This is a genomic window from Anabaena sp. PCC 7938, from assembly GCF_049315035.1.
Taxonomy (GTDB): Bacteria; Cyanobacteriota; Cyanobacteriia; order Cyanobacteriales; family Nostocaceae; genus Anabaena; species Anabaena cylindrica.
In genome coordinates this window covers 1,790,134-1,814,412 of the sequence record NZ_CP186034.1, presented here as the reverse complement: position 1 = coordinate 1,814,412, position 24,279 = coordinate 1,790,134, and the positions used below count along the sequence as shown (strand labels likewise).

The 24,279-nt window shown below is 38.8% G+C and carries 19 protein-coding genes and 1 pseudogene; 15 read left to right on the top strand and 5 right to left on the bottom strand.

Annotation, left to right across the window (positions count from 1 at the left end):
- Window positions 1–116 precede the first annotated feature (116 nt).
- The 5 genes and pseudogenes from lipA to ACOWPH_RS08390 all read left to right on the top strand — a co-directional run bounded on the left by lipA (window position 117) and on the right by ACOWPH_RS08390 (window position 4,446).
- On the top strand, window positions 117–986 hold the full coding sequence (gene lipA / locus ACOWPH_RS08410; RefSeq protein WP_015214951.1) for a lipoyl synthase: 870 nt from the start codon (window positions 117–119) through the stop codon (window positions 984–986).
- Between the two features lie 56 nt (window positions 987–1,042).
- Window positions 1,043–2,008 carry an NAD(P)H-dependent glycerol-3-phosphate dehydrogenase gene (locus tag ACOWPH_RS08405; protein WP_015214950.1) on the top strand — a complete coding sequence of 322 codons (966 nt, stop codon included), beginning with the start codon at window positions 1,043–1,045 and terminating at the stop codon, window positions 2,006–2,008.
- Window positions 2,009–2,479: 471 nt separating this feature from the next.
- Window positions 2,480–3,731: pseudogene (sigC, locus tag ACOWPH_RS08400) on the top strand (RNA polymerase sigma factor SigC).
- A gap of 24 nt (window positions 3,732–3,755) precedes the next feature.
- Window positions 3,756–3,917 carry an alpha/beta hydrolase gene (locus ACOWPH_RS08395; RefSeq protein ID WP_096713141.1) on the top strand — a complete coding sequence of 54 codons (162 nt, stop codon included), beginning with the start codon at window positions 3,756–3,758 and terminating at the stop codon, window positions 3,915–3,917.
- 73 nt (window positions 3,918–3,990) lie between these two features.
- Entirely contained in the window at window positions 3,991–4,446 is a 456-nt protein-coding gene (locus tag ACOWPH_RS08390; RefSeq protein WP_015214948.1) for a Fur family transcriptional regulator, read from the top strand.
- Window positions 4,447–4,557: 111 nt separating this feature from the next.
- Here the strand turns inward: ACOWPH_RS08390 and ACOWPH_RS08385 are convergent, their stop codons facing one another.
- Window positions 4,558–5,658, bottom strand: coding sequence for a peptidoglycan-binding domain-containing protein (locus ACOWPH_RS08385; protein WP_015214947.1), 1,101 nt, complete (start codon window positions 5,656–5,658; stop codon window positions 4,558–4,560).
- 21 nt (window positions 5,659–5,679) lie between these two features.
- Window positions 5,680–9,669 (bottom strand): cobaltochelatase subunit CobN, encoded by a 3,990-nt coding sequence (cobN, locus tag ACOWPH_RS08380; protein WP_015214946.1) that lies wholly within the window; start codon window positions 9,667–9,669, stop codon window positions 5,680–5,682.
- 116 nt (window positions 9,670–9,785) lie between these two features.
- On the opposite strand from cobN, the gene ACOWPH_RS08375 reads away from it, so the two are divergent.
- The 4 genes from ACOWPH_RS08375 to ACOWPH_RS08360 all read left to right on the top strand — a co-directional run bounded on the left by ACOWPH_RS08375 (window position 9,786) and on the right by ACOWPH_RS08360 (window position 15,145).
- Window positions 9,786–11,714 (top strand): GAF domain-containing sensor histidine kinase, encoded by a 1,929-nt coding sequence (locus tag ACOWPH_RS08375; protein WP_015214945.1) that lies wholly within the window; start codon window positions 9,786–9,788, stop codon window positions 11,712–11,714.
- Between the two features lie 230 nt (window positions 11,715–11,944).
- The gene (locus ACOWPH_RS08370) at window positions 11,945–12,619 is read left to right on the top strand and encodes an N-acetylmannosamine-6-phosphate 2-epimerase (RefSeq protein WP_015214944.1); all 675 of its coding nucleotides are present in this window, start codon (window positions 11,945–11,947) and stop codon (window positions 12,617–12,619) included.
- 136 nt (window positions 12,620–12,755) lie between these two features.
- Window positions 12,756–13,847, top strand: a complete 1,092-nt coding sequence (locus ACOWPH_RS08365; protein ID WP_015214943.1) for a cysteine synthase family protein — start codon at window positions 12,756–12,758, stop codon at window positions 13,845–13,847.
- The gene (locus ACOWPH_RS08360) at window positions 13,844–15,145 is read left to right on the top strand and encodes a hypothetical protein (protein WP_015214942.1); all 1,302 of its coding nucleotides are present in this window, start codon (window positions 13,844–13,846) and stop codon (window positions 15,143–15,145) included. Before ACOWPH_RS08365 ends, ACOWPH_RS08360 begins: the two co-directional genes overlap by 4 nt.
- Here ACOWPH_RS08360 and rppB read toward each other — a convergent pair.
- Genes rppB through ACOWPH_RS08345 form a run of 3 tightly spaced genes read right to left on the bottom strand, consistent with a single transcriptional unit; the run spans window position 15,105 to window position 18,081 of the window.
- Entirely contained in the window at window positions 15,105–16,424 is a 1,320-nt protein-coding gene (gene rppB / locus ACOWPH_RS08355; RefSeq protein WP_015214941.1) for a two-component system sensor histidine kinase RppB, read from the bottom strand. The two genes, ACOWPH_RS08360 and rppB, sit on opposite strands and share 41 nt — an antisense overlap.
- Window positions 16,424–17,110 (bottom strand): two-component system response regulator RppA, encoded by a 687-nt coding sequence (gene rppA, locus ACOWPH_RS08350; protein WP_015214940.1) that lies wholly within the window; start codon window positions 17,108–17,110, stop codon window positions 16,424–16,426. The genes rppB and rppA overlap by 1 nt, the downstream gene beginning before the upstream one ends.
- A 44-nt stretch (window positions 17,111–17,154) precedes the next feature.
- Complete coding sequence (locus ACOWPH_RS08345) at window positions 17,155–18,081, bottom strand: hypothetical protein (RefSeq protein ID WP_015214939.1); 927 nt, start codon at window positions 18,079–18,081, stop codon at window positions 17,155–17,157.
- A 91-nt stretch (window positions 18,082–18,172) separates the two neighbouring features.
- On the opposite strand from ACOWPH_RS08345, the gene ACOWPH_RS08340 reads away from it, so the two are divergent.
- The 6 genes from ACOWPH_RS08340 (at window position 18,173) to ACOWPH_RS08315 (ending at window position 24,220) form a co-directional block, all read left to right on the top strand.
- Window positions 18,173–19,081 (top strand): metallophosphoesterase, encoded by a 909-nt coding sequence (locus ACOWPH_RS08340; protein ID WP_015214938.1) that lies wholly within the window; start codon window positions 18,173–18,175, stop codon window positions 19,079–19,081.
- A gap of 173 nt (window positions 19,082–19,254) precedes the next feature.
- A complete protein-coding gene (locus tag ACOWPH_RS08335) occupies window positions 19,255–20,595 on the top strand; it encodes an AAA family ATPase (RefSeq protein ID WP_015214937.1) in 1,341 nt (446 codons plus the stop codon).
- Entirely contained in the window at window positions 20,592–21,233 is a 642-nt protein-coding gene (locus ACOWPH_RS08330; RefSeq protein ID WP_015214936.1) for a retron system putative HNH endonuclease, read from the top strand. The genes ACOWPH_RS08335 and ACOWPH_RS08330 overlap by 4 nt, the downstream gene beginning before the upstream one ends.
- Before the next feature lie 18 nt (window positions 21,234–21,251).
- Window positions 21,252–21,539: an antibiotic biosynthesis monooxygenase family protein gene (locus ACOWPH_RS08325; RefSeq protein WP_015214935.1), complete on the top strand. Its 288-nt coding sequence runs from the start codon at window positions 21,252–21,254 to the stop codon at window positions 21,537–21,539.
- A gap of 189 nt (window positions 21,540–21,728) precedes the next feature.
- Window positions 21,729–22,304, top strand: coding sequence for a hypothetical protein (locus ACOWPH_RS08320; protein WP_015214934.1), 576 nt, complete (start codon window positions 21,729–21,731; stop codon window positions 22,302–22,304).
- Window positions 22,305–22,438: 134 nt separating this feature from the next.
- Window positions 22,439–24,220: an SWIM zinc finger family protein gene (locus tag ACOWPH_RS08315; RefSeq protein ID WP_015214933.1), complete on the top strand. Its 1,782-nt coding sequence runs from the start codon at window positions 22,439–22,441 to the stop codon at window positions 24,218–24,220.
- The last annotated feature ends 59 nt before the right edge of the window (window positions 24,221–24,279 follow it).

Here is a 24,279-nt window from a genome sequence, read left to right as displayed (position 1 = left end):
TCCGCTTCACGGCAGAAGGAAGAAGTCATTTCCCCCTGCACAAAAGTCTCTTTTTCACACCCTGGTCTTTGCTTGCTACCATTATATTTGTATAACTTCAGTGGTAAAAGTGGATTGTGACTGTAAAACCAGACTGGTTGCGGGTAAAAGCGCCTCAGTGGGAGCGCGTTGGTAACGTTAAAGAAATTTTGCGGGATTTATCGCTCAATACGGTTTGCGAAGAAGCGTCCTGTCCCAATATTGGCGAGTGTTTCAATGCTGGCACTGCCACATTCTTGATTATGGGGCCGGCTTGCACCAGGGCTTGTCCTTATTGCGATATTGATTTTGAAAAAAAACCTCAACCTCTAGATCCGAGCGAACCTGCACGACTAGCAGAAGCTGTCCGACGGATGCAACTTAATCATGTTGTGATTACTTCTGTGAATCGAGATGATTTACCAGATGGTGGTGCATCTCAGTTTATACAGTGTATTAACGCAGTTCGTACCATATCACCTAACACGACAATTGAGGTATTAATTCCTGATTTATGCGGTAATTGGAATGCCCTGGAAATCATTCTTCAAGCTGCTCCAGAGGTTCTGAACCATAATACAGAAACGATATCACGCTTATATCGTCGAGTACGTCCCCAAGGTAATTATGAGCGGACGATGGAATTATTACAACGATCGCGCCAAATTTCTCCCAGCACATACACCAAATCCGGCGTTATGGTGGGCTTAGGTGAAACTGATGCTGAAGTTCGCCAAGTCATGGAAGATTTACGAGCGGTGGATTGTGATATCTTGACAATTGGGCAATACCTCCAACCCAGTCAAAAACACTTGCAGGTAGCTGATTTTATTACTCCAGAACAATTTGCAGCGTGGAAAGTTTATGGAGAAGAACTAGGTTTCCTTCAGATTGTTGCTTCTCCATTGACAAGAAGTTCATACCATGCAGAGCAAGTTAGGGAGTTAATGAAACTCTACCCGCGATAGAAGGCAGGGGAAGAAATTTCTTGACCAATCACCAATGACCAATGACCAATCACCATATGCCTAACGGCAGGCTACCGCCAACACCAATTCCAATTCCAATTCCAAAATCTGTTGTTATTCTGGGTGCTGGTGCTTGGGGTACAGCCTTAGCAAATTTGGCGCGGGCGAAGGGTCATCAAGTGCGTTTGTGGTCGCGTCAAAGCTCGCAAACATTGGCAGCAGTTTTACAAGGTGCTGATATAGCCCTGTCTGCTATTTCCATGAAAGGGGTGAGAGATGTAGCTTCTGTAGTAAAATCTTGCCCCTTATCTCCACAGACAATTTTTATCACCGCGACAAAAGGTTTAGATCCGCAAACCACACTCACACCGTCGCAAATTTGGCAATCAGAATTTCCTGATCATGCAGTAGTGGTTTTATCGGGGCCTAATTTATCAAAAGAAATTGAACAGGAATTACCAGCTGCAACGGTAGTAGCCAGCAAAAATTCTGCTGCTGCTGAAATGGTGCAACTGGTATTTTCTTCTAGTCGTTTTCGTGTTTATACCAATCCTGACCCGGTGGGTGTTGAATTGGGTGGTACACTCAAAAACGTAATAGCGATCGCAGCCGGTGTCTGTGATGGTTTACATCTAGGAACTAATGCCAAAGCGGCTTTAGTCACTCGCGGCTTGACAGAAATGGTTCGCATTGGTAAAGTCTTGGGTGCAAAGACGGAAACATTTTACGGTTTAGCTGGTCTAGGGGATTTGTTAGCAACCTGCAACAGCCCCTTAAGTCGCAATTACCAAGTGGGTTATCAGTTGGCTAATGGTAAAACGCTGACAGAAATTCTTACCAATTTACCAGGAACGGCTGAAGGAGTGAACACTTGTCGAGTTTTGATGCAAATATCCCAGCAACAACATATTACTATCCCTATTACAGAGCAAGTTTATCGGTTACTGGAGACTGAGGTTACACCTGAACAGGCACTAGATGAACTAATGTTAAGGGAGATCAAGCCAGAGTATAACCAATAAGTTATGGCTTATGCCACATGGTGCTATCAGCATTATTTCGTAATTCACAGCAACTAATTACCAAATAATCACTAAAAAAATTATTAAATCGTCAGGAAATTACCACCATAGTCATGTAAATATAACTATGTGGTTTATCAACAGCAAAATTACTAGGAATATCTTTATACCCTGTTATAAAAATAACGGTTAATGTTCCTAAAAAATGCCATATTAACTAGTGCGGCATGGCGAAAATAACTATCCAGTTAAAAAAGGTCAAAAAGCTGATAAAACTTGCTTTATTCTCTCCTGCTTTCTGCCTTCCGCCTTCTACTTTTTTGCACTCGTACAACTTTTTGCAAAGAATTGTACTATAAATCTCAATTTTGTTAGTTCATCGTGAATTACGGGAACAATAGCAACAGTTGATTAGCTGACCGTAATTTTAGCTGACCGTAATTTATTTTTACCTGGAGTAATTAAGACTTTATGCCAGCAACATCCTTTTATACAGATGCAGCCTACGATTCCCAAAAATCTAGACCAACTTTAGACTCTGATCTAAACGTCAATGACGGCGATTTGTCGCTAGACGATTTGCAAGATTTGGAAATAGCTGCTGTTGATCCTCATAATTTAGCTGCTAACAACAACCGACGCAGTACAGATTTAGTACGTCTATACCTGCAAGAAATTGGTCGGGTGCGGTTGTTAGGAAGAGATGAAGAAGTTTCCGAAGCTCAAAAAGTACAGCGATATTTGCGGTTGCGGATAGTACTGGCTAACGCCGCCAAGCAAGGTGACGAGGTGATTGTACCTTATCAGCGATTAATTGAAGTTCAAGAGCGTTTATCCTCTGAATTAGGACATCGTCCATCTTTGGAAAGATGGGCTACTACTGCGGGTATTGAATTATCGAATCTCAAGCCTACTTTGTCAGAAGGTAAACGTCGCTGGGCGGAAATTGCCGAATTGACAGTGCTAGAACTAGAGAAAATTCAGTCACAAGGACTACAAGCTAAAGAACACATGATTAAAGCGAATCTTCGCTTAGTGGTTTCTGTAGCTAAAAAATATCAAAATCGTGGTTTGGAATTGTTAGATTTAGTCCAAGAAGGGACTCTTGGCTTAGAGCGAGCCGTGGAGAAATTTGACCCCACAAAGGGTTATCGCTTTAGTACTTATGCGTATTGGTGGATTCGTCAGGGAATTACCAGAGCGATCGCTACTTCTAGTCGCACAATTCGCCTCCCTGTACATATTACAGAAAAACTCAACAAAATTAAAAAGGCACAACCGTAAAATTGCCCAAGAAAAAGGTCGCACTCCCACCCTAGAAGACCTAGCAATTGAATTAGATATGACACCTACTCAAGTCAGGGAAGTGTTGTTAAGAGTACCTCGTTCTGTTTCTTTGGAAACAAAGGTAGGTAAGGATAAAGATACAGAATTAGGGGAATTGCTAGAAACTGATAGCGTCACCCCAGAAGAAATGTTAATGCGAGAATCTTTACAAAAAGATTTGCATAATCTTCTCGACGATTTAACTAGCCGTGAGCGTGATGTTATCCTGATGCGGTTTGGTTTGTCAGATGGTCATGCTTACTCATTAGCCGAAATTGGCCGCGCCCTTGATTTATCACGGGAACGAGTAAGACAAATTGAATCTAAAGCTTTGCAAAAACTACGTCAACCCAAGCGCCGTAATCTTATCAGAGACTATTTGGAGTCTTTAACTTAGTAAAGGGAATAGGGAATAGGGAATATGGGAATAGGGTGCAGGGAGCAGGGAGCAGGGGAAGATGATTTTTCCCAATCACCAATCACCAATTACCAATTACCAATTACCAATTACCAATTACCAATTACCAATTACCAATTACCAATTACCAATTACCAATTACCAATTACCAAATATTCTCAATAAGATATGGTTGTTGCAAATCGGGGTAAAAATTTGTTATATTCTCAATTAACGGGCTTTGTTGAGAAAATTTAGTATGACTGTCTACACAACTGGTTCACTCAAGGCAGAACTAAACGACCGAGGCTGGCGTTTAACTCCCCAGCGTGAAATAATCCTACACATTTTTCAGGAACTTCCGCAAGGTGAACATTTAAGCGCTGAGGATCTTTATCATCGGTTAGAAACTGACGGTGAAGGCATCAGTCTATCAACTATCTATCGGACTTTGAAGTTGATGGCGAGAATGGGCATTTTGCGGGAACTAGAATTGGGTGAAGGACATAAACATTATGAACTTAACCAACCTTATCCCCATCACCACCATCACCTAATTTGTGTGAAGTGCAACACCACGATTGAGTTCAAGAACGAATCCATTTTGAAAATTGGCGCTAAAACAGCCCAAAAAGAAGGTTTTCACCTCCTTGACTGTCAACTGACAATTCATGCTGTCTGTCCCAAGTGCCAAAGGGCGCTCATGCCGCTTTAACACCTGGGTAGAATACAAGGCAAGAAACTCAAATTCACCCTACAATAATTTACTGTGAGCGGATGGTATCAATTGGTGAGGGGATCTGGCTACAAAATCTCAGCGGATGGTTTAAAAGCCTCCGCTTTTGATATCCCTGAAACTGATACCGTAAAATTCCTGCGCTCGCTTGATTGCTTTTTTGGTGTCATCTGCCATCATGCCGTTGAGTTGACCTTTATAGAAACCTCGTTCTTGGAGTCGCATTTGGATTTCTAAGATACTAAAATCACTCTTGGGTGAAGTTTTAGCCAGGCTATGTAACTTCATGCGGGTAGTTGTGTCGGCAATACTGTTTATATTGAGACGATGCGCTTTCTGAAAGCGGTTGATAGCATCTGCTGTGTATGAACCATAGTAACCATTGGGGGGACCCTGTAAATATCCAGCTTTGATGAGATGTTCTTGGAGAATTCTGACAGCTTCACCGCGATCGCCTAAACTGAGTTGATGATTAACTGTTTTCTTGGGAGTCGCTTCACTAGCTGTATCAATGGTTGGTAATTTGGCAAGTGTCGCTGCACCAACAACACCATCAGCACTTAATTTATAAGCCTGTTGAAATCTTTTTACACCTTCTTCGGTAATTGGCCCAAATATGCCAGTAGCATTCCCATAATAAAAGCCAGCGATTCGCAAGCGTTCTTGCAAAATTCTGACATCTTCACCTTCATCCCCTTTAGTAAGTAAATGAGGATTTTGGCGTTTGTGAGTTACCGGGTAAATGATAGGGATTTTGGTATTTGTTGCCGTTGCAGTAGTGACTGAGTTACTTGCAGGTGATTTTTTACCAGTTTCTACGTTTTGTGAAGTGTCAATTTCGATAATGTCATTGACTGTGACATTAGCCACATTTTGAAACTGCCAGTCAGTGTTTTCTGTGGGAACTGCATATATTTGTGTGATTTTAGTTTGGTGAAAATCTGCTGTTGTCAACTGTTGTTTGAGATTCCTCACAGAACCATCTTGATCACCTTTTTGTAACGCAAAGACGCTGCTGACAGAACTGAGGATAGACAGCATTAACACGAGGGGAAGCATATACTTCCAAGCCTTACCAGAAAGCCTTTTCCAGTTTGGTGCGGCGGCTTTGTTGAATACAAAAGGAACTAGTTGAATAGATTCGCTATCTTCGTAGGCAAAAGCCAAGTGTAAATACGCAAGATTTTCCATAATATATGTTTCCTACACCAGTTATTTTTCTTCGATAGCTGCTTCCGCTTGATGTACTAAATTTCGTAAATTATCTAAAGTCTGTATATTTGCATCCTGCCATAAACCGCGCTGATGGGCTTCTAGTAGTCTTTCGGAAATATCACGCAACGCCCACGGGTTCTTGTCTTGAATGAATTCACAGACAATAGGATCTTCTAAGTATGCCTGCACAACACCCTGATACATATAATCTTCGACACATTGGGCTGTAGCATCGTAGGCGAATAAAAAATCTACTGTCGCGGCCATTTCAAATGCACCTTTATAGCCGTGACGCATCACTCCTGCAATCCATTTGGGATTAACGACACGAGAACGATAAACTCGCGCAATTTCTGTTTTGAGTTGGCGAACTTTTGGCTGGCTGGGAATAGAATTATCACCAAAATAGGTTTCGGGATTTTTACCCTGAAGAGAACGCACCGCTGCTGTTAAACCACCCTGAAATTGATAATAATCATCGGAATCGAGTAAATCGTGTTCACGGTTATCTTGATTGTGCAACACAATTTGCATTTGCTTCAAGCGTTGCTCAAAAGCTTCGGAATTGGGGACTGGTGATTGGGGACTGGGGACTGGGGACTGGTGATTGGTATTTTCTCCTCTGCTCCCCTGCTCCCTTGCTCCCCTGCTCCCTGTTCCCTGTTCCCCAGAATAAGCGTAAGAACTCCAGTTCATGTAAGCGCGGGCTAAGTCTTGATCATTTTGCCAGTTTTGGGATGCGATTAAGCCTTGAAGTCCTGCACCATAAGCACCTGGTTGAGAACCAAAGACACGGTAGAGCGATCGCTCTTGTGCTGCTTCTAAACTTAAACCTTCTCTAGTCCATAAGTCCGTATCTTCACAAACTGCAACGGCTAGGGGGTTTTCTGCGGCTGGTTCATCTAATTTAGCGACTGCGGCAACTGCTTGGGAAAATAAATCGATTAAATTAGGGAAAGCATCGCGGAAAAATCCCGAAATCCTTAAGGTGACATCAACACGAGGACGACCCAAAATAGATAAAGGCAAGATTTCAAAATCTACTACTCTCCTAGCTGCACCATCCCAAACAGGTTGAACACCGAGTAAAGCTAACGCTTCAGCCATATCATCACCTCCAGTCCGCATGGTGGCAGTTCCCCATAATGATAGACCAAGGGTTTTGGGATATTCACCATGTTCTTGAGTGTAGGTTTCAATTAGGGTTTCAGCGGCTTTTCTGCCGATATCCCAGGCGGTTTCTGTGGGTATGGCGCGAATATCAACGGCGTAAAAGTTTTTACCTGTGGGGAGGACTTCTGGGCGGCCGCGTGTGGGTGCGCCGGAAGCTGCACTGGGAATATATTTTCCATCTAGTCCGCGTAAGAAGTTGGTGATTTCTTCGTTGGTTTTTTGTAGGGCGGGGAGGAGTTTGAATTTTATCCAGTCAAGGGTTTGGGTAATTGGTAATTCGTAATTGGTAATTTTATTCTTTCTTCCTTCTCCTGACTCCTGACTCCTGACTTCTGACTCCTCAACTGCAATAATTTCTTCAACTAAAAAAGCGGCTTCTTCTTCTAGGAGTTCTACTACGTCGCCGATGATGTGGGAAGAATTAAGTCTCACGCAAAGGCGCAAAGGCGCAAAGTGGGTTGTGGGTGGGGTAAAGGACGTGCTGAAGTGGTCGGTGAGGGGGTCTATGTCTAAGCCCCATTCTTGGGCTATGGCACGGGTAATGCCGATAGAATGGCGGTTGGGGAGACGAGCGATCGCTATTATTAAGTCTCGCAGTTGTGTACCTTGGGGACATTGACCAAAAATGTGCAAGCCATCGCGGATTTGGGCTTCTTTTAGTTCACACAAGTAGCCATCTAGGGAATTTAAGATTAAGGTTTCAAAATTTTCTATGTCTTTTTCGTCGGTAATTCCTAAGTCTTTGTAGAGATTTTCTTTGATGACTAGTTCTTGAATGCGATCGCGTATTGTTGGTAAACGGGTAGGATCTAAACTTTCGGCTTCGTAATATTCATCTATTAAATTTTCTACTTGTTGCAAGGGTCCATATAATTCAGCGCGAGTCATCGGCGGTGTGAGATGGTCAATAATTACCGCTTGGGCGCGTCGTTTGGCTTGGGAACCTTCACCAGGATCATTGACAATAAAGGGGTACAGGTGAGGCATTGCCCCAAATGCAACTTCAGGATAACAAGTATTAGATAAAGCGATACTTTTACCAGGTAGCCATTCTAAGTTTCCATGTTTGCCGACATGAGCGATTGCATCAGCCCCAAAACAACTGGAATTTTTTTCACGCACCCAATAATAAAAAGCTAAATAAGCATGAGTTGGTTCTAAATCCGGCGCATGATAATTCAAACTAGGGTCAAGATCATAACCCCGTGAAGGCTGAACACCTACAAATACATTGCCAAATTGAATACCGGGAATAGGAAAGGCAGGAGTGCAGGAGTGCAGGGGTGCAGGGGAGAAAGAATTATCTATCTGTTTATCTGTATTTTCATCAGTGTGTGCGCCCCAACGTGCAATCATTTCTTGCTGCACAGATTCTGGTAAAGTTGCAAAATATTTTTGATATTCTTCGGCTGAAAGACTTTGTTGTACAGGTTTCCAGTCTTTTCCTTCTGGATCATTAGTAACGCCAGATGTGAGAAGTTGAATTAATTCATCTCCAGTATCGGGAATATTTCCAACTTCATAACCAGCTAACTGTAAAGCTTTGAGAATTTCCACACAACTAGCGGGAGTGTCAAGTCCTACGCCATTAGCGAGGCGACCATTGGTGTTGGGGTAATTTGCCAAAATTAGAGCTATGCGGCGTTCTTGGGGTAGTTTTTGGCGTAATCGTACCCAATTAGCTGCCAGCTGCACAACAAACTCAATGCGATCGCTCTTAGGTTCATAAACTACCACATCTGTTTCTAAATCATGATTGCGAGTTTGCAGAGTTTTAAAAGACACAGCCCGACTAATAATCCTGCCGTCAACCTCTGGTAATGCCACATTCATAGCAATATCACGAGGAGTCAAACCTTGTAACTGTGACTCCCATTGTTCAACTGAACTAGCACAAAGAATTACCTGCAAAACAGGTACATCTAATTTTTCCCAAAGTTCAATTTGCGGCGTTTCTGTTTCCAATCGCGCTAGAGAAAAACTGGTAGTATTCAGTAACAGGTCAATATGTTCAGAATCTTGTGGCTGGAAAAGCTCTTTTAACTGTTCACTTACACCAGGTTCACGTAAAGAAGAAACAAAAACTGGTACAGGTTGTAAATTTTTCTTTACCAAAGCCGCACATAAAGCATCAATAACCTGAGTATTTCCCGCCAAATAATGAGCGCGGTAAAACAAAATACCTACTTTGGGTAATGGGTAATTGGTAATGGGTAATTGGTTATTATTCTCCCCTGCTACCCTGCTACCCTGCTCCCCTGCTCCCCTGCCTCCATACACTCCCACACGTGGAACAGACTGCGGTGGTGGGGGATTAAAGCCTGTGGAGAGAGACGTATCAGCGATAAATTGGAGGGCATTAACGAAGTTTTCTACCCCACCTTCTTTAAAATACTGCCATATTTGGTTAACAATTTCCAAGGAAACGGTAGAGTGAGAAAGTAGGTCAGGATCAAGAGCGTCGTCTCCTGGCATTACAATTAAAGTTGTACCTTGACGTTGTGCGATCTCCTGCACCACTTCTAGGCCGTAAGCCCAATAGGAACGCCCTCCTAGTAGACGCAAAACAATTACTTGAGCAAGTTCTAATACTTGTTCTCCATAAGTATCTATACTTATTTGTTGCTGTAATTGTAAGAGGCTGGCGACTCTGAAGGCTGGAAATTGTGCAGGTAAATTTGGAACTGCTGCGGCTAGGGTTTGAATGTCGGTATCAGCCGCAGTAATCAACACTAAAGGAGCCGGAGTTTGTTCTAGAAAAATTAAACCTTCTGACTGATTCCATCCACCTGATGTGGCACTTATACGATGCATAATCCTGTTTTACCGCTTTAAAATGTTGGTTAGTAAATAATCACAAAAACTAGGGAACAGGATTTTAAATTACCTTTGCTCATTACCTATTAGCCCATCTCACTAGATTTTTGAAAATGCTTAGTTCTCCCGATTTGAGCTTTTCTCGCACCTTGCCTTTGAGTTTATTTAATCGGCTTGGGGAATTATTGCAGCAGATGGTTCAATCTGTAGAAAGTACTGCTTTGATACTAACAGAAGCTGTGCTGGCTCGATTTCGCATACCAGTGGAATGGCAAGAACAACGGTTTACACTGCTGATTTCTGAGGAATTTAGTGCGCTGTTGCTGGGGAACATAGAGGATAGAGATGAGGGAAGTAAAGGAGCAGAAAAACCAAGCGTTAACTTAATACTAAATGCTAGTTTGACATTTAATTCCGAAGTAATCACTTCATTTGTCTCGAAATTAAGAAATTTGCTGGAGCGTGATTCTGATACATATCAAAGGCTCGAAGGTTATCAGCAAATAATTGTCCCTAATAATGTTACACTTCAAAGTAAATTCACGCTATTGTTATTAGACTATCTTGTTGAGCAGCAAAAAGTAGAAGTCACAAAACCACAAAATGCTACTCAACATTATATTTGTCAGGCGGTAGAAGATGCTCTCACAAAACAAATTGCCCAGGAACGGCTGTTAAATCAGGTAACAACCCAAATTCGTAAAAGCCTAGATTTACAAGTAATTATGACAACGGTAATTACACAAGTACGTGATTTTCTGGAGTTAGACAGATTAGTAATTTATAAATTTGAACCTACTAAAGTTAAGAATCAACCAACATTATTCAATGTTCAAGATTCACTTAGCTTTCAATCTGTACAAGAAGCAAATAGTCAATATTGTCAGGGTTCTGTTGTTCATGAAACTCTGGGGAAAAATACTATTTCTTCGTTATTAAATTATCAGGAAGAAAGATGTATAAAGCAAAATTCTCAATGTTGGGAAAAGTATCGTCAAGGATTTACTTTAGCTGTTGATGATGTGGAAAAGACTTATGTTCTAGAAGAGTGTTTGTTGAAATTTTTAAAGAAAAGTCAAATTCGGGCGAAATTTGTAGCTCCGATTATGTTTGAAGATCAACTTTGGGGACTGTTGATTGCTCATCAATGTTATGCTCCCCATGAGTGGACTCAAAGCGAAAAAAAATTGCTAACATCAATTGCAGAGCAATTAGCGATCGCAATTCATCAAACAGAGTTAATGCGATGTCTCACTAAAGAAAAGCAAACACTGGAACAACGAGTAATTGAACGCACAATGGCACTACGGGAGGCATTACTAGCTGCTGAAGCTGCAAGTCGCCTCAGAAGCGAATTTCTGGCTACAATCAGCCATGAACTACTTACGCCTTTAACCTATGTGATTGGGATGTCTTCTACACTATTGCGCTGGCCTTTGGGTGAATTGAGCCAACGACAACGGAATTATTTACAAACTATCCATGATAGTGGTGAACATTTATTAGCAATGATTAAGGACATCCTCGATTTATCACAAATTGAGGCTGGTAAAACCGTATTAAATATTGCTGAATTTTCTTTGGTAAAGACAGCGCAAAATACCCTAGAATCCCTGCAAGAAAAGGCTACTAGCGAAAAAATTAATCTGAAATTAGACTTGCAAATAAACCCTTTGCGCGATCGCTTTACAGCCGATTCTAGTAGAATAGAACAAATTCTCTGGAATCTATTAACTAATGCCATCAAATTCACCCCAGAAGGTGGTAGCGTCACCTTGCGTCTGTGGGTAGAAGAAAACACAGCCATCTTTCAAGTAGAAGATACTGGTATCGGCATCCCAGAAGAAAAATTACCACTACTATTTGAAAAATTTCAACAACTTGATACACCCTATCGTCGTCACTACGAAGGTACTGGCGTTGGTTTAGCTCTAACTAAACAAATTGTAGAACTCCATCGTGGTCGAATTGAAGTAGAATCTACTGTAGGTATGGGTTCAATTTTCACAGTCTGGATACCAGTCCATGCAAATGCCAATTAATACCATATACATTTGTATACTTATCAAATTGTTTACCAATAACATTGAGTGAGGTATATCATAATCATAGCCCCCTCCTCGCTTGCGGTGAACCAGCGCTGTAGGCGGGTTTCCCACCGTAGGCGACTGGTGAATCCGAAGGAGGAGGGGGTTGGGGGTGGGGTTATTCTACTATTTGGCTTGGTAATTGGTAATTAGTAAAATTATCCAAACTTAATATCAAATAACTAATGAATAATTTAATTGCAAGCCTCAATAAAAGCTTAATTGTCTCCTGTCAAGCACCTACAGATTCACCATTACATGATGCTTATATAATAGCCGCAATGGCTCAAGCGGCAGTTAATAATGGTGCTATTGGCGTGAGAATTGATACGCCAAATCATATCAAATCTGTTAGAGAAAAAGTACAAGTACCAATAATTGGACTTTGGAAACAAATAATAACTGGTTCGGATGTTTACATCACACCACAGTTTCATCATGCTGTTGCTGTCGCCCAAGCAGGTGCAGATATTATTGCGATAGATGCAACTACTAGAAATCGTCCCGGTGATGAAAAATTAATTGATATTATTAAACGTATTCATCAAGAATTGGGTAAACCAGTTATGGCAGATGTGGATACATTTGCGGCAGCCAAATTAGCTGTTGATGCTGGTGCTGATATAGTAGGAACTACTCTTTTCGGTTACACAGCGGAAACAAAAACTTTGGCACCTCCTGGTTGGGAATTACTCACACAAATAGTAGAAAACTTAGATACATTCATAATTTGTGAAGGTGGTATTTCTTCACCAGAAATGGCAAAAAAAGCTTTAAATTTAGGTGCTAATGCTGTAGTAGTTGGTGGTGCAATCACTGGCATTGATTTATTAGTGAAAGCCTATAAATCAGCATTATAGACTATTCCTATAAAAGAGAATAAAACCCATATTTGACATGAGAATAACTAAAAAATTAGATTAAGCTGACCTATTTCATCTCTATTTCATCTAGGCTTGGCATCTTTGGAGATGAACAGTATTTGGCTATTTAACTATGGTTATTTACTCTCCAGAACTAAGGCAGAGAAGCTACTTACCAACATCACCCCTATTTGAAACGGTGACAGAAGCGTTAGGTAAAGTTCCAATTGTTCGGTTAAATAAAATTCACCCAAGTTGTCAACATCATCATTTCTATTTAAAACTAGAATCTTGTAATCCTGGTGGCAGTATTAAAGAAAAAAATGCCGCTTATCTGGTGAATGAAGCCGAAAAACAAGGTTTATTGCTGCCGGGAGGTACAATTGTTGAGTCTAGTTCTGGTAACTTTGGCATTGGTTTAGCAATTGTCGGCGCAACTAAGGGTTACAGGGTGATGATTGTCATTGATGCTAAAACCCCTGTAACCATGCGAAGAATGCTCAATGCCTATGGCGCAGAACTTGTTGAAGTGCCTTTAAGTGCTGCTGACGCTCAAGGTTCGATGCAGGTAGCAAGAATGGCAAAAGCTCAGGAATTAGCTACAAATATTGCTGGTGCATGGTATCCTTGTCAACATAAAAATCCTAGTAATACTGATGCCCATGAACTTTGGACGGCGCGGGAAATTGAAGCTGCTTTTGGTGGTGCGCCAGATGCGATCGCTATTGGAGTCAGTACAGCCGGACAATTAGGCGGTATCAGTCGCTATTTTAAAAGGTATTATCCCCAAACTAGAATTATTGGTGTTGATGTAGCTGGATCAGCAATTTTTGGTACACCCAGACACCCCTATAAGATGACTGGGCTGGGTTTATCTTTCGTTCCCCCCAATTTTGACCCGCAAGTGTTAAATGCGGCTTATAGCGTGGATGATGGTTTGGCATTTTCTGTTTGTCATGCTTTGGCTAAACAGGAAGGTATGCTTTTAGGTGCTTCCACTGGTGCAATTGTGGCCGCAGCTTTAGCGGATGCTCGAAGATTTACTCAACCTCAAACTATGTTACTACTTAATCCTGATCGGGGCGATCGCTATTTAGAAACAGTTTACAATGCCGATTGGCTAACAGAGCAAGAAATTAACATCCTCCAAAATACCAATTTGACGACAGCAATTGCGAATCTTCTACCTGTAGCATTGGATATTGTCGGTAGGAGTCAAGAGTGAAATTACAAGAACCTCAATCTCTACCAGTTAGTTTAGGGACTTTATGGCGGGAGTTTTTGCCTTTATCCCTCAGTGATGTGACTATGGCTTGCGGTGATCCGATGATGACTACTACTTTAGCTCATCTTCCTGATGCTCAAACTAACCTAGCGGCTGTAGGTATTGCTAAATCTTTGGCGATATTTTTTGAAAGTCCGATTATTATGATTCTGCACGCTGCTAACGCTTTGGCTGGTTCTCAAGATTCACGCAAAGCATTGTGGCGGTTTACATTATTAGTAGGTGGTGGACTAACTTTTTTATTAAGTTTATTGGGACTACCGATCATTTTTAATTTTGTGGGTGTGAGTCTGTTGGGGATTCCATCAGCAATGTTAGTTACAGTTAGTCAAGTATTATTAATAATGGGTGGTTGGCCGTTTGCGATCGCTTGGCGGCGTTATTTTCAGGGATTATTAATTTATCATGGTCAGTCTCACGCTGTTGCTAAAGCCAGTATTTTCAGGTTATTTACATTAGCATTAGTCCTCACAGTGGGGTTTTTACTGCAAATATCTGGGGGTATACTTGCCGGATTTGCCTTGATTAGTGGGGTGATAGTGGAAGCCATTGCTGTAACAATTTTTGCTCGTCGTAGTGGGGCAACTTTACCACCACAAATAGAACAACCCAATTTACCCCGCAATTTAGCACAGGTGTGGAAATTCTATTTACCCCTAGCTAATTCTATGATGGTTGTTTGGGGTGGAAGGGCGATACTTATTAGCATTCTTGCCCGCTCTAAAGATGCTACAATTGCCATTGCTGCTTGGTCTGCGGCTTGGGGGTTAGTTCTGGTAATTGCCAATTCTACCCGTATGGTACAGCAAATGGTGATTAAATATCGTCATCAAGTGAGCGATCGCCAACTGCTGACTTTTGCTATCAGTGTTGGTGGTGCTTGTTCTAGCTTACTATTACTGATGAGTTTAACACCGATAGGCGATCGCATTGTTCAAAGTTTTATCGGTAATGATCTCACCCTTGCTAACAGCATTAAACCTGTACTTTTAATCTGTACAATTGTGCCATTATTGGTATCTTTACAAAATGCAACTCAGGGTTTTTTAGTCAGCGAAAATCGCACAGGACAAGTCAATATATCTACTTGGTTAGGAACAGGAACTTTATTAATAATTGCCAGTTTTGCTATTAATAAAGGTCTAAATGGTGCAACAGCCGCCGCTATTGCCATGATTACATCTATGTTAGTTGAAGTTACCTGTTTACTTTGGAAACGAGTGGCAAAATCACGGTAAATGTACTCCCATTATCTACATGACTTTCTACTTCTAATTTACCTTGGTGAGTTTGGACAATAGCCAAAGCGATCGCTAAACCTAGTCCCGAACCACCAGTATTTCGAGAACGATCTGCATTGACTCGATAAAAGCGATCAAAAATGTAGGGAATATCAGCAGCAGGAATACCAATACCTGTATCTTTAATGGTAATTAAACTTTGATTATCATTGGCTATGAGATAAATTTTTACTTCCTTCCCAACTGGGGTATATTTAATAGCATTACTCACTAAATTTAGTAACATTCGATAAATCTGAGTTTCAATACCTTGAATATAAAAATAAACTTCATCAGGGATATCACTAGATAATAAAACTTCTGCATTCATAGCCATTGGCATTAACTCTTCTTCTACATCTGCCACTAAATCATTTAAACAAATTTGTTGCCATTTGGCTTCGTTTAGTCCACTTTCTAATCTAGATAGTAGTAATAAATCCTGTGTTAATGTTACTAATCTTTTAATTTGTCTCTCAAGTGCTTTTTGAGTTTCTTGGTTAATTGAATTTGTTTCGACAATTGTTTTTAAAGATGTAATTGGAGTTCTTAATTCATGGGCTGCATCAGCAGTAAATTTTTGTAATTGTTGATATGATGTTTGAATTGGCCGCATAGCTAAACCTGCTAACCACCAACCCGCACCACCAATAATCATCATAGAAGAGGGAATACCCAATCCTAATAACCAATGTAAACTATTCATATAATCATTTAATCGCTGTACAGATCGCCCAACTTGTAAATATCCCCATAATTGATTATTATTGATTTTTAAAGGCATTAAATGTAAATGATATAGTTCACCATGACGATTTTTGATATCATAAGAATGATTGAGGTTAATATTAGGAGGAAATTCATCAGAATTATTATCAATAGCAGCAATTGCTTCTCCTTTTAATGTTAACAACCTCACATAATAGCTTTCTGATAATAGATTCATTACCTCTGATTCTGATTTTATTGGTAAACAAGTTTGTTGTTTAAAACAAATCCCTGGCAAGGATTTTTGAGTGGTAATAGATAATTCTCCAGGAATTTTTAGCTCCTTCTTTAATTTGTCCTCAAATACCTTTCCCAAAATTTGTAATTCTCGATCAACTGTACGAGTAAAAGCTTGTATCATCACAATGTGAGCAACATAGCCACATAATAGTAAAGTTGATCCCATGACACCAGCATAGGTAATGGCTAATTTAAACCGAAAATTATTGAAGATTGAATGATTATTCATTATCTGCAAAAACGATAACCAAAGCCTCGTATAGTTTCAATAGCTTTAGGAAAACCACATTCTGATAATTTGCGTCGGAGTAATCTTACCTGTGCAGCAACAACATTACTTACTGTATCACTTTCAAAATCCCAAAGTCTGGCGCGAATTTGCTCATGAGTTAGTATTTGTTCAGGATGCTGCATGAAATATTCTAGTAATTGAAATTCTTTGGCTGTAAGGATAATTGGTGGAGAATTTTCATCTTCAAAATTCACAACTGAAAAATTGCCGTAGTCTAACATTAAAGAACCTATTTGTAATTGCGGTGGCTGGAAATTTGGTAATCTTCTTTGTAATGCTCTTACCCGTGCCAATAATTCTTCCATACCAAAGGGTTTAACAAGATAATCATCTGCCCCCGCATCTAAACCAGTTACACGATCACTCATGCTATCTCTAGCTGTTAATAGCATTATTGGTAATTGATTTTTCTGCGCTCTTAATCGTTGACACAATTCCAATCCTGACAACTTCGGTAACATCCAATCTAAAATTGCAATTTCATATCTTGGCGGTACTTTATTCAAATAATCCCAAGCTGTTTCTCCGTCTTCTATCCAATCTACTATATAATGAAGGAGTTTAAGAGAATTATAAATACTAATACCTAAGTCTTTTTCATCTTCTACTAATAACAACCGCATAATTAAAAATTGTTTGTTTGATATAGTCCGTAGTTTACAAGTTATTAATTTATCAAAGTTTGGCGTTTAAAAATCACCATTTCATTACCAACAACTGGACTACGCGCTACTAGCCTATCTTGCAAATCAATAATTTCTAAATGACTGAAATCTAGTTCTTGAGAACGCTGGAAGATATCCGCTGCTAATTGATTCTGTTGAGATGCTTCTAATGTATACCAATCATCACTAATTTTGATAGTCAAATCACTAGTACGGAAATTAGCTTGAATAGACTTTATCAGTTGAGAAGAAACTATTTCAGATTGAGTACTTTTTATAGGAATACTAATTTCTGCTAATTGATTTTCAATAGCCACAATTAAAGTTTGTTCCGGTGTTAATTCTATAACTGGTGTCGGTTCAGGTTCTATAACTGGTATCAGTTCAGGTTTTTTAATTGGTTGCGCTTCAGGTTCTATAACTGGTGTTGGTGTCGGTTCAACTTCTTGTATTGGTTCTGGAATTGTTTCAGGTTTCTGTGTTGGAGTTGGTGACGGTTCTGGTTCAATTACAGTTGACGTGGGTGTGGCAACTTCCTCAACCGGAGGAAGTGTTGCTATTTCAGCAGGTTTAGAACTAAAAATAGTTACAGAAGTTGTCAAAACTATCACCACAGTTATTACCGCAAAAATTCCCGTCAGAACTGTATCTGATACATTGTTAGAAACATTTGATGGTAAAAACAAGCGGAATGTTCTTAAAAATCCATCCCAACTCGACAAAACCCGTTGTAAGATATTAGGCTTTATCTCAGTACTAGAAGGCTGTTGTGTCTCCAGTTTGACTAATGTATTTTCTAAAATCCCAATTGTTCCTCTCAGAAATTGGATAATTGTCACCTTCCAAATTGGCTGGTTTTTCTGATAAGGTTTTTGAGAAGGTTGAATTTCTTGCTCACCTCTTGGTTTTGGTTGCTTATCTTGTGACATGGAACTTTCACCCAGATTAAAGAATCAAAGATACAGAAAATAGATTCTGACTATTTCTGTCTATTGTGCCATTTATTGAATTTAGTGATTTATGCAACTCAAACGTCGTCAATTTTTATTTTTAGGCAGTTTTAGTGCTATTGGGACAGGATTTCTAGGTTGGAAATTATTTGGTCAAAATGTAGGAAATTCTCTTTTAGAGCCAGCAATAGCCGCTAACCCAGCCAAAAAAGACTTGTTATTGCGTTTTGTGTCTGTAGCTGACACAGGTACTGGTGCTAGAGGTCAGTATTCTGTAGCTAAAGCAATGAATTTTTATCACCAGAAAAATCCATATAATGTAGTAGTTTTAGCTGGTGATAACATTTATAATAACGGCGAAATTGAGAAAATAAACGCAGTTTTTGAGCGTCCTTATCAGCCTTTGCTGAAAAAAGGTGTGAAGTTTCATGCTTGTTTAGGTAATCACGATATCCGTACTGATAATGGTGTCCCCCAAGTCAAATATGCTGGCTTTAATATGAAGGGACGTTATTATACATTTGGTCAAGATAAAATTCAGTTTTTTGCGTTAGATACTAATGGTAATGCAGATTGGAAAAATCAGCTAGTTTGGTTAGAGAAAGAATTAAGTTTAAGTAAAGCTGACTGGAAAGTTGTTTTTGGTCATCATCCGATTTATTCTTCTGGTCACTATGGGAGTAATTCAAAGTTTATTAAAACTTTTACTCCTTTGTTTCAAAAATACAATGTTCAACTTTATATCAATGGTCATGAACATAATTATGAACGCACTCGTTCTATTAATGGGACGAGTTATTTAACTTGTGGTGCTGGTGCGGGTAATCGTCCTGTTGGTCGTTCTGAGTGGACTGAATATTCGACTAGTAATTTGAGTTTTGCAACTCATGATGTGTATGCAGATAGAATTGAGGTAAATGGTATTGGTGTTGATAATCGTGTTTTTGATCAGGGTGTGATTAAGTTGAGGAGTGTTTAAACGCAGAGGTACGCGGAGGTTAGCGCGGAGGGACACAGAGGGTTTTTCTGTTTGTTTACTGCGCTATGAGAGGTCATTTTTTTTCACGCAGAGGCGCAGAGACGCGGAGAGTAATAAGAGTTTGGAAAGAGGAATGATTGAGAAGTGTTTAGTAAATTAATTGGGTTAAAGTTATGAGAGTTAAGCAGCTTAAAATGCAGTCTTTTCGCGGTATTGGCGATTTGACTTTGGATTTTGATGAAAAAGAGCCGACGGTGCTTGTTGGGATTAATGGAGTGGGTAAATCTAGTATTCTTGATTGTCTTGCTATTTTGTTGTCACAGATGATGATGCGGATTATTAGTCCTGAAATAGGGGGATTCGGTATCCCTTTCCCTTTTATCCCTTCTACACATATAGGACCCAGAGAAAATGCACGAGCTATTCCTGGAAACCCTGATATTAAACTTCGTTCTTTTGGCGAACAGGATATTAAGAATGGAAGTAATGAGACATACCAAGAGATTGGAATTTTATTGGAATCAAAATTATTAAACTGGTCTATTAAAAAAAATAAAATTAGTGGTAGTGAAGATAGTAAATATAAGCAATTAAATACTTTTACAGAAAATCTTTATCTAAAATGGGTAGAAAATCCTCGATTCAACTTACCTCTAGCAGTTTATTATTCGGTCAAACGTTCTGTTGTTGATATTGATTTAGAAATCATTGATATTAGTTCATTTAAACAAATAGATGCTTATGATCAAGCACTAAATGGTATCAAAATAAGTTTTGAGAGATTTTTTCAATGGTTTAGGTCTATCGAGGATTTAGAAAGCGAAATGTTGAGAGATAATCGTGACTATAAAGACAAGCAATTAGAAGCTGTTAAAAGAGCTATATCTTTATTAATTCCCGAATTTTATAATTTGCGTGTGCGTCGTTATCCAACTCTCAGAATGACTTTACAGAAAAATGGTGAAGAACTAATTATTAATCAGCTATCTGATGGTGAAAAATGCTTATTAGCAATGGTGGGAGATTTAGCCAGACGTTTAGCAATTGCTAATCCAGGTTTAGAAGATCCACTTCAAGGTTATGGTGTTGTTTTAATTGATGAAATCGAATTGCATTTACACCCAAAATGGCAAAGAATGATTATTCCTTCTTTAACAAGAACATTTCCAAATTGTCAATTTATTGTTACCACCCATTCACCCCAGGTAATTAGTGAAGTAAAACCTGAAGGAATTTATGTTTTAAAAAAAACAGATAATGGTATTATTGCTGTGCATCCTCAAAGTTCTTATGGTAGAGATAGTAATCAAATTCTAGAAGACGTAATGGATGATTTCAAACGTCAAAAAGAACTTCAAGATAGTCTACATTATTTATTTCAATTAATTGAAAAAGGAAATCTGGATGGTGCTAGGCAATTATCTCAACAAATTGCTGATATCATCGGAGAAGATGAGCCAGAATTAGTAAAAGCGCGTGTATCTATTAAAAGAAAAGAGATTTTAAAACGGTGAAATATATCAATAAAAATGAGGAACCAAAAAGTTTTACTGCTTGGAAAAAACTAGAAAACGACGACTGGAAACCAACCTGGGGTAACTTCAGTAAACCACAGAAAACTGATGTACATAATTCCTTATTACAAGAACAAGGTCATATTTGCTGTTACTGTGGAAGGTTGATTAATATTGACAATAGTCATATTGAACATTTACAACCAAGAGGAGGCTATGGTCAATTATCTTTAGATTACACAAATTTACTTGCATCATGCCAAAAAGATACTGTACCCAAAGAACCTTTACATTGTGGTAAGAAAAAAGATAAATGGTATGATAAAAAGTTAATGGTTTCACCATTAGATATTAACTGTGCTGAGTTTTTTAGATATACAGAAGATGGACAAATTTTATCAACAGAAAACCCAGATAAAGCACTTGCTGCTCAAACAACTATTAATAAACTTGACCTCAATATTGATAAGCTTAAAAAAATGCGTGTTGGTGCAATAGAAGCAATTTTAGAAGGTTTAGAAGATTTGACAGATGATGAGAGAGAAATACTACTTCAACGCTTTAGTCAATCTGATGGAAATGGTCAAAATCAAGAGTTTTGTGCTGCAATAGTATATATCCTTAAACAATATATTTAATTATTAACTGATAATTTTATGATTCTTGAAGCTGTAATGCTTAATGTTAAATCGGGAATGGAGTCTGATTTTGAATCTACTTTCAAAAAGGCTGCCGCTATTATCTCATCAATGAATGGATATTTATCCCATGAACTTCATAAATGTATAGAAGTCAAAGGCAAATATTTATTACTCGTTAAATGGGAAAATTTAGAAGCTCATACTGTGGGATTTAGAGGTTCTGTTGAGTATCAAGAATGGAAGAGACTTCTCCATCATTTTTATGAACCATTTCCCAATGTTGAACATTTTGAGAAAATTTAGACTAAATATAATGATCAGTTTGATGATATTATTCTAGTTATAAAAATAATCTATCTATTGAGATTGAATATTTTAAACGTAAAGTACGGTAATATATAGGATACAAAAATAAAGTACTGACCGTTCAATTAGGTCATTGGAATTTCGAGGATATCTTGCTCAACAAAACATATCTAGAGGTGCAATTAAATGGCTGTAGAACATATTAATAGAAAAGGTAAGAAATATTATCTCCATCAAGGTACTACTAAAACAGGGAAACCAAAATATTTCTTTTCTATGAAAAATGAAGGTACTCTGGTTACAAGCATACCAGATGGCTTTGAAATATATGAAAATCCTAATGCTCAGGTTTTTTTACAAAGAATCCAACCCAAACTTATTACCGATGATGAAGTAGCCACTGTAGAGTCAGGAATGAAGAAATTCTCCAGTTTACAGTATTATCAAATAAACGTAAAGAAAAACACGATTTATGTTTATACTCCCGACCAGAATGTAACTAATCTAACAAGACTATTCTCGTCTCATCCATTAGCAGAAGCTAAATATATACAGAATAGTATTGCTCAATCAATATCTTATTCATCAATGCTGCGATTTGTTCTCTGTGATGAAAATAAGCGAATATTTCAAACTGAAAGATTTTGTTTTTTAGGTTCAATTGATGACTGGATAGACATAGGATCTCCAGATACTCTTCAGAAACTTATCGAGAAATATGTGAAGCATTTAGACAAAGAATCTTTTTATGAATTACATTAAATGATCTATTTTCGTTGATCGTAAATGTAAGGATAAAAAATCTGTATCAGATTCTTGGATGTTTTAAATTTGCAATTCTTCGGATTCTCAAATTGTTTTATACTGAACAATACAAGCGGTTTTATGAGGATGTAATGCTAAGTATAAATATTAGCGAACTTGTAATTCGCAATAACGCAAACGCCAAGTCATTTCAACGAGGTGAGGCTTGCTATCAGATGGATTCGGTGCTGTCTGTCACCCAACGCGGAGACGAAATACAAGGCGAAGTGCAAGGAAGTGAAGAACAACCTTACCGTGTAACGATCGCATCTCATAGTAATGAAGTAACTGCTATTTGTACCTGTCCCTACAATTATGATGGATGGTGTAAACACATTGTCGCCGTCGCTTTGACTTGCGATCGCCAACCCAATATAATAGAAAATCGTCCTTCACTGGCACAACTATTAGATAAACTTAACCATATCCAAACCCAATATTTGGTACAAGAACTAGTAGAAGAACATCCTGAATTGATTGATGAAATTGATGGTTATGTAACTGCTATTGCATCACCAGCACCCACAGCAAAAACGACTAAATCACCACGTAAACAAACTGTTAATACTGCACAAATTAAAGCCAAGGTACACCAAACTTTTCGGGATGCTGTTAATTCTTGGGAAAGCGGTTACGATTATGCAGATGAAACCGTCAATGAAGAATTGCAAAGTCTGATTGCAGATGCGGTTGAATGTTGTGAACAAGATGATGGAAACAATGCCTTAGCAATTCTAGAAGCAATTACCGATGCTTGCGTTTCCGATTGGAATTATGTCGATGACTACGGTATGGATAAAGATGAAATTCTCCCAGCATTAAATGCGGCTTGGTGTGAAGCAATTCTGAGTACCGAACTGACTCCAGAGGAATGCACTGATATGCAGATTAATTTGGAAACTTGGCAAGATGAATGGAGTGCAGACTTTAGTTTAGCGATCGCTTCACTACAACAGGGTTGGGATTACCCACCATTGTTACAAATACTTGCTGGTAATACTACTCAATCTGGAATGTGGGAAAACCAAGAAATTCCTTACTATGCTGATGATTTAGCCTTAATTCGTTTGAAACTTCTCGAACGCCAAGAACGTTATCAAGAATACCTATATTTAGCCTCATCTGAAGGACAAACTAAGCAATATTTAACCATGTTAGGGCATTTAGGGCGAGTGGAAGAAGCTGTTGCAACTGCTCAAACCCAAATGTCAACTATGGAAGAAGCCTTTGCCTTAGCACAAACTTTACAGCAACAAAAGGCATTACAACAAGCTTTAAATATTGCCCTACAAGGCTTAAGTTTACCTGGAAAATGTCAGCATCAGTTGGGAATTTGGGCTGCTGAATTGGCTGAAAATTTAGATGATATCAATGCAGCTATAATTGCTAGAAAAATTGCATTTCAAGGAAATCCAACTTATGATGATTACCGAATTATTGAAAATTTAGCTAAAGAGAATTGGGTAAATATAAAATCCGATTTACTACAAATACTGCGGACTGTGACGATGTATGGAATCACTGAAGCAAAAGTCAATATTTTCCTCCATGAAGGATTAATTATAGATGCAATTTCTTGTGTCAACGAACTTCACTCCTACAATTCTGAATTAATTTATCGCGTTATGGATGCAGCAATTTCTGTCAATCCTGAATGGGTAATTGAAAATTCTCGTCGTCGTGCTGAAAAAATTATGGATGCAGGAAAATCAGAATATTATCGTGATGCAGTTGAGTGGTTGAAAAAAGCTCGTGCTGCCTATTTAGCATCGAATCAGCAAGCTGAATGGAAAAGATATTATCACCAGTTGATGGAAATCCACGGTCGTAAGCGTAAATTGATGGAATTGTTGAGGCAAAAAGTTATGGGGTAAAATGATGCAGTTTCACAACAAAGACACCAGTAATTATCCTATAATTCAGATAAACAAAT

Coding starts and splice junctions, on each gene's coding strand:
- ACOWPH_RS08335 (WP_015214937.1), top strand. CDS start 19,255: ATGAGAGTTAAGCAGCTTAAAATGCAGTCTTTTCGCGGTATTGGCGAT.
- cobN (WP_015214946.1), bottom strand. CDS start 9,669: ATGCATCGTATAAGTGCCACATCAGGTGGATGGAATCAGTCAGAAGGT.
- ACOWPH_RS08345 (WP_015214939.1), bottom strand. CDS start 18,081: ATGTCACAAGATAAGCAACCAAAACCAAGAGGTGAGCAAGAAATTCAA.
- rppA (WP_015214940.1), bottom strand. CDS start 17,110: ATGCGGTTGTTATTAGTAGAAGATGAAAAAGACTTAGGTATTAGTATT.
- ACOWPH_RS08320 (WP_015214934.1), top strand. CDS start 21,729: ATGGCTGTAGAACATATTAATAGAAAAGGTAAGAAATATTATCTCCAT.
- ACOWPH_RS08395 (WP_096713141.1), top strand. CDS start 3,756: ATGGGAATAGGGTGCAGGGAGCAGGGAGCAGGGGAAGATGATTTTTCC.
- ACOWPH_RS08365 (WP_015214943.1), top strand. CDS start 12,756: ATGGTTATTTACTCTCCAGAACTAAGGCAGAGAAGCTACTTACCAACA.
- ACOWPH_RS08325 (WP_015214935.1), top strand. CDS start 21,252: ATGATTCTTGAAGCTGTAATGCTTAATGTTAAATCGGGAATGGAGTCT.
- ACOWPH_RS08385 (WP_015214947.1), bottom strand. CDS start 5,658: ATGGAAAATCTTGCGTATTTACACTTGGCTTTTGCCTACGAAGATAGC.
- ACOWPH_RS08315 (WP_015214933.1), top strand. CDS start 22,439: ATGCTAAGTATAAATATTAGCGAACTTGTAATTCGCAATAACGCAAAC.
- ACOWPH_RS08340 (WP_015214938.1), top strand. CDS start 18,173: ATGCAACTCAAACGTCGTCAATTTTTATTTTTAGGCAGTTTTAGTGCT.
- ACOWPH_RS08390 (WP_015214948.1), top strand. CDS start 3,991: ATGACTGTCTACACAACTGGTTCACTCAAGGCAGAACTAAACGACCGA.
- rppB (WP_015214941.1), bottom strand. CDS start 16,424: ATGAATAATCATTCAATCTTCAATAATTTTCGGTTTAAATTAGCCATT.
- ACOWPH_RS08375 (WP_015214945.1), top strand. CDS start 9,786: ATGCTTAGTTCTCCCGATTTGAGCTTTTCTCGCACCTTGCCTTTGAGT.
- ACOWPH_RS08370 (WP_015214944.1), top strand. CDS start 11,945: ATGAATAATTTAATTGCAAGCCTCAATAAAAGCTTAATTGTCTCCTGT.
- ACOWPH_RS08405 (WP_015214950.1), top strand. CDS start 1,043: ATGCCTAACGGCAGGCTACCGCCAACACCAATTCCAATTCCAATTCCA.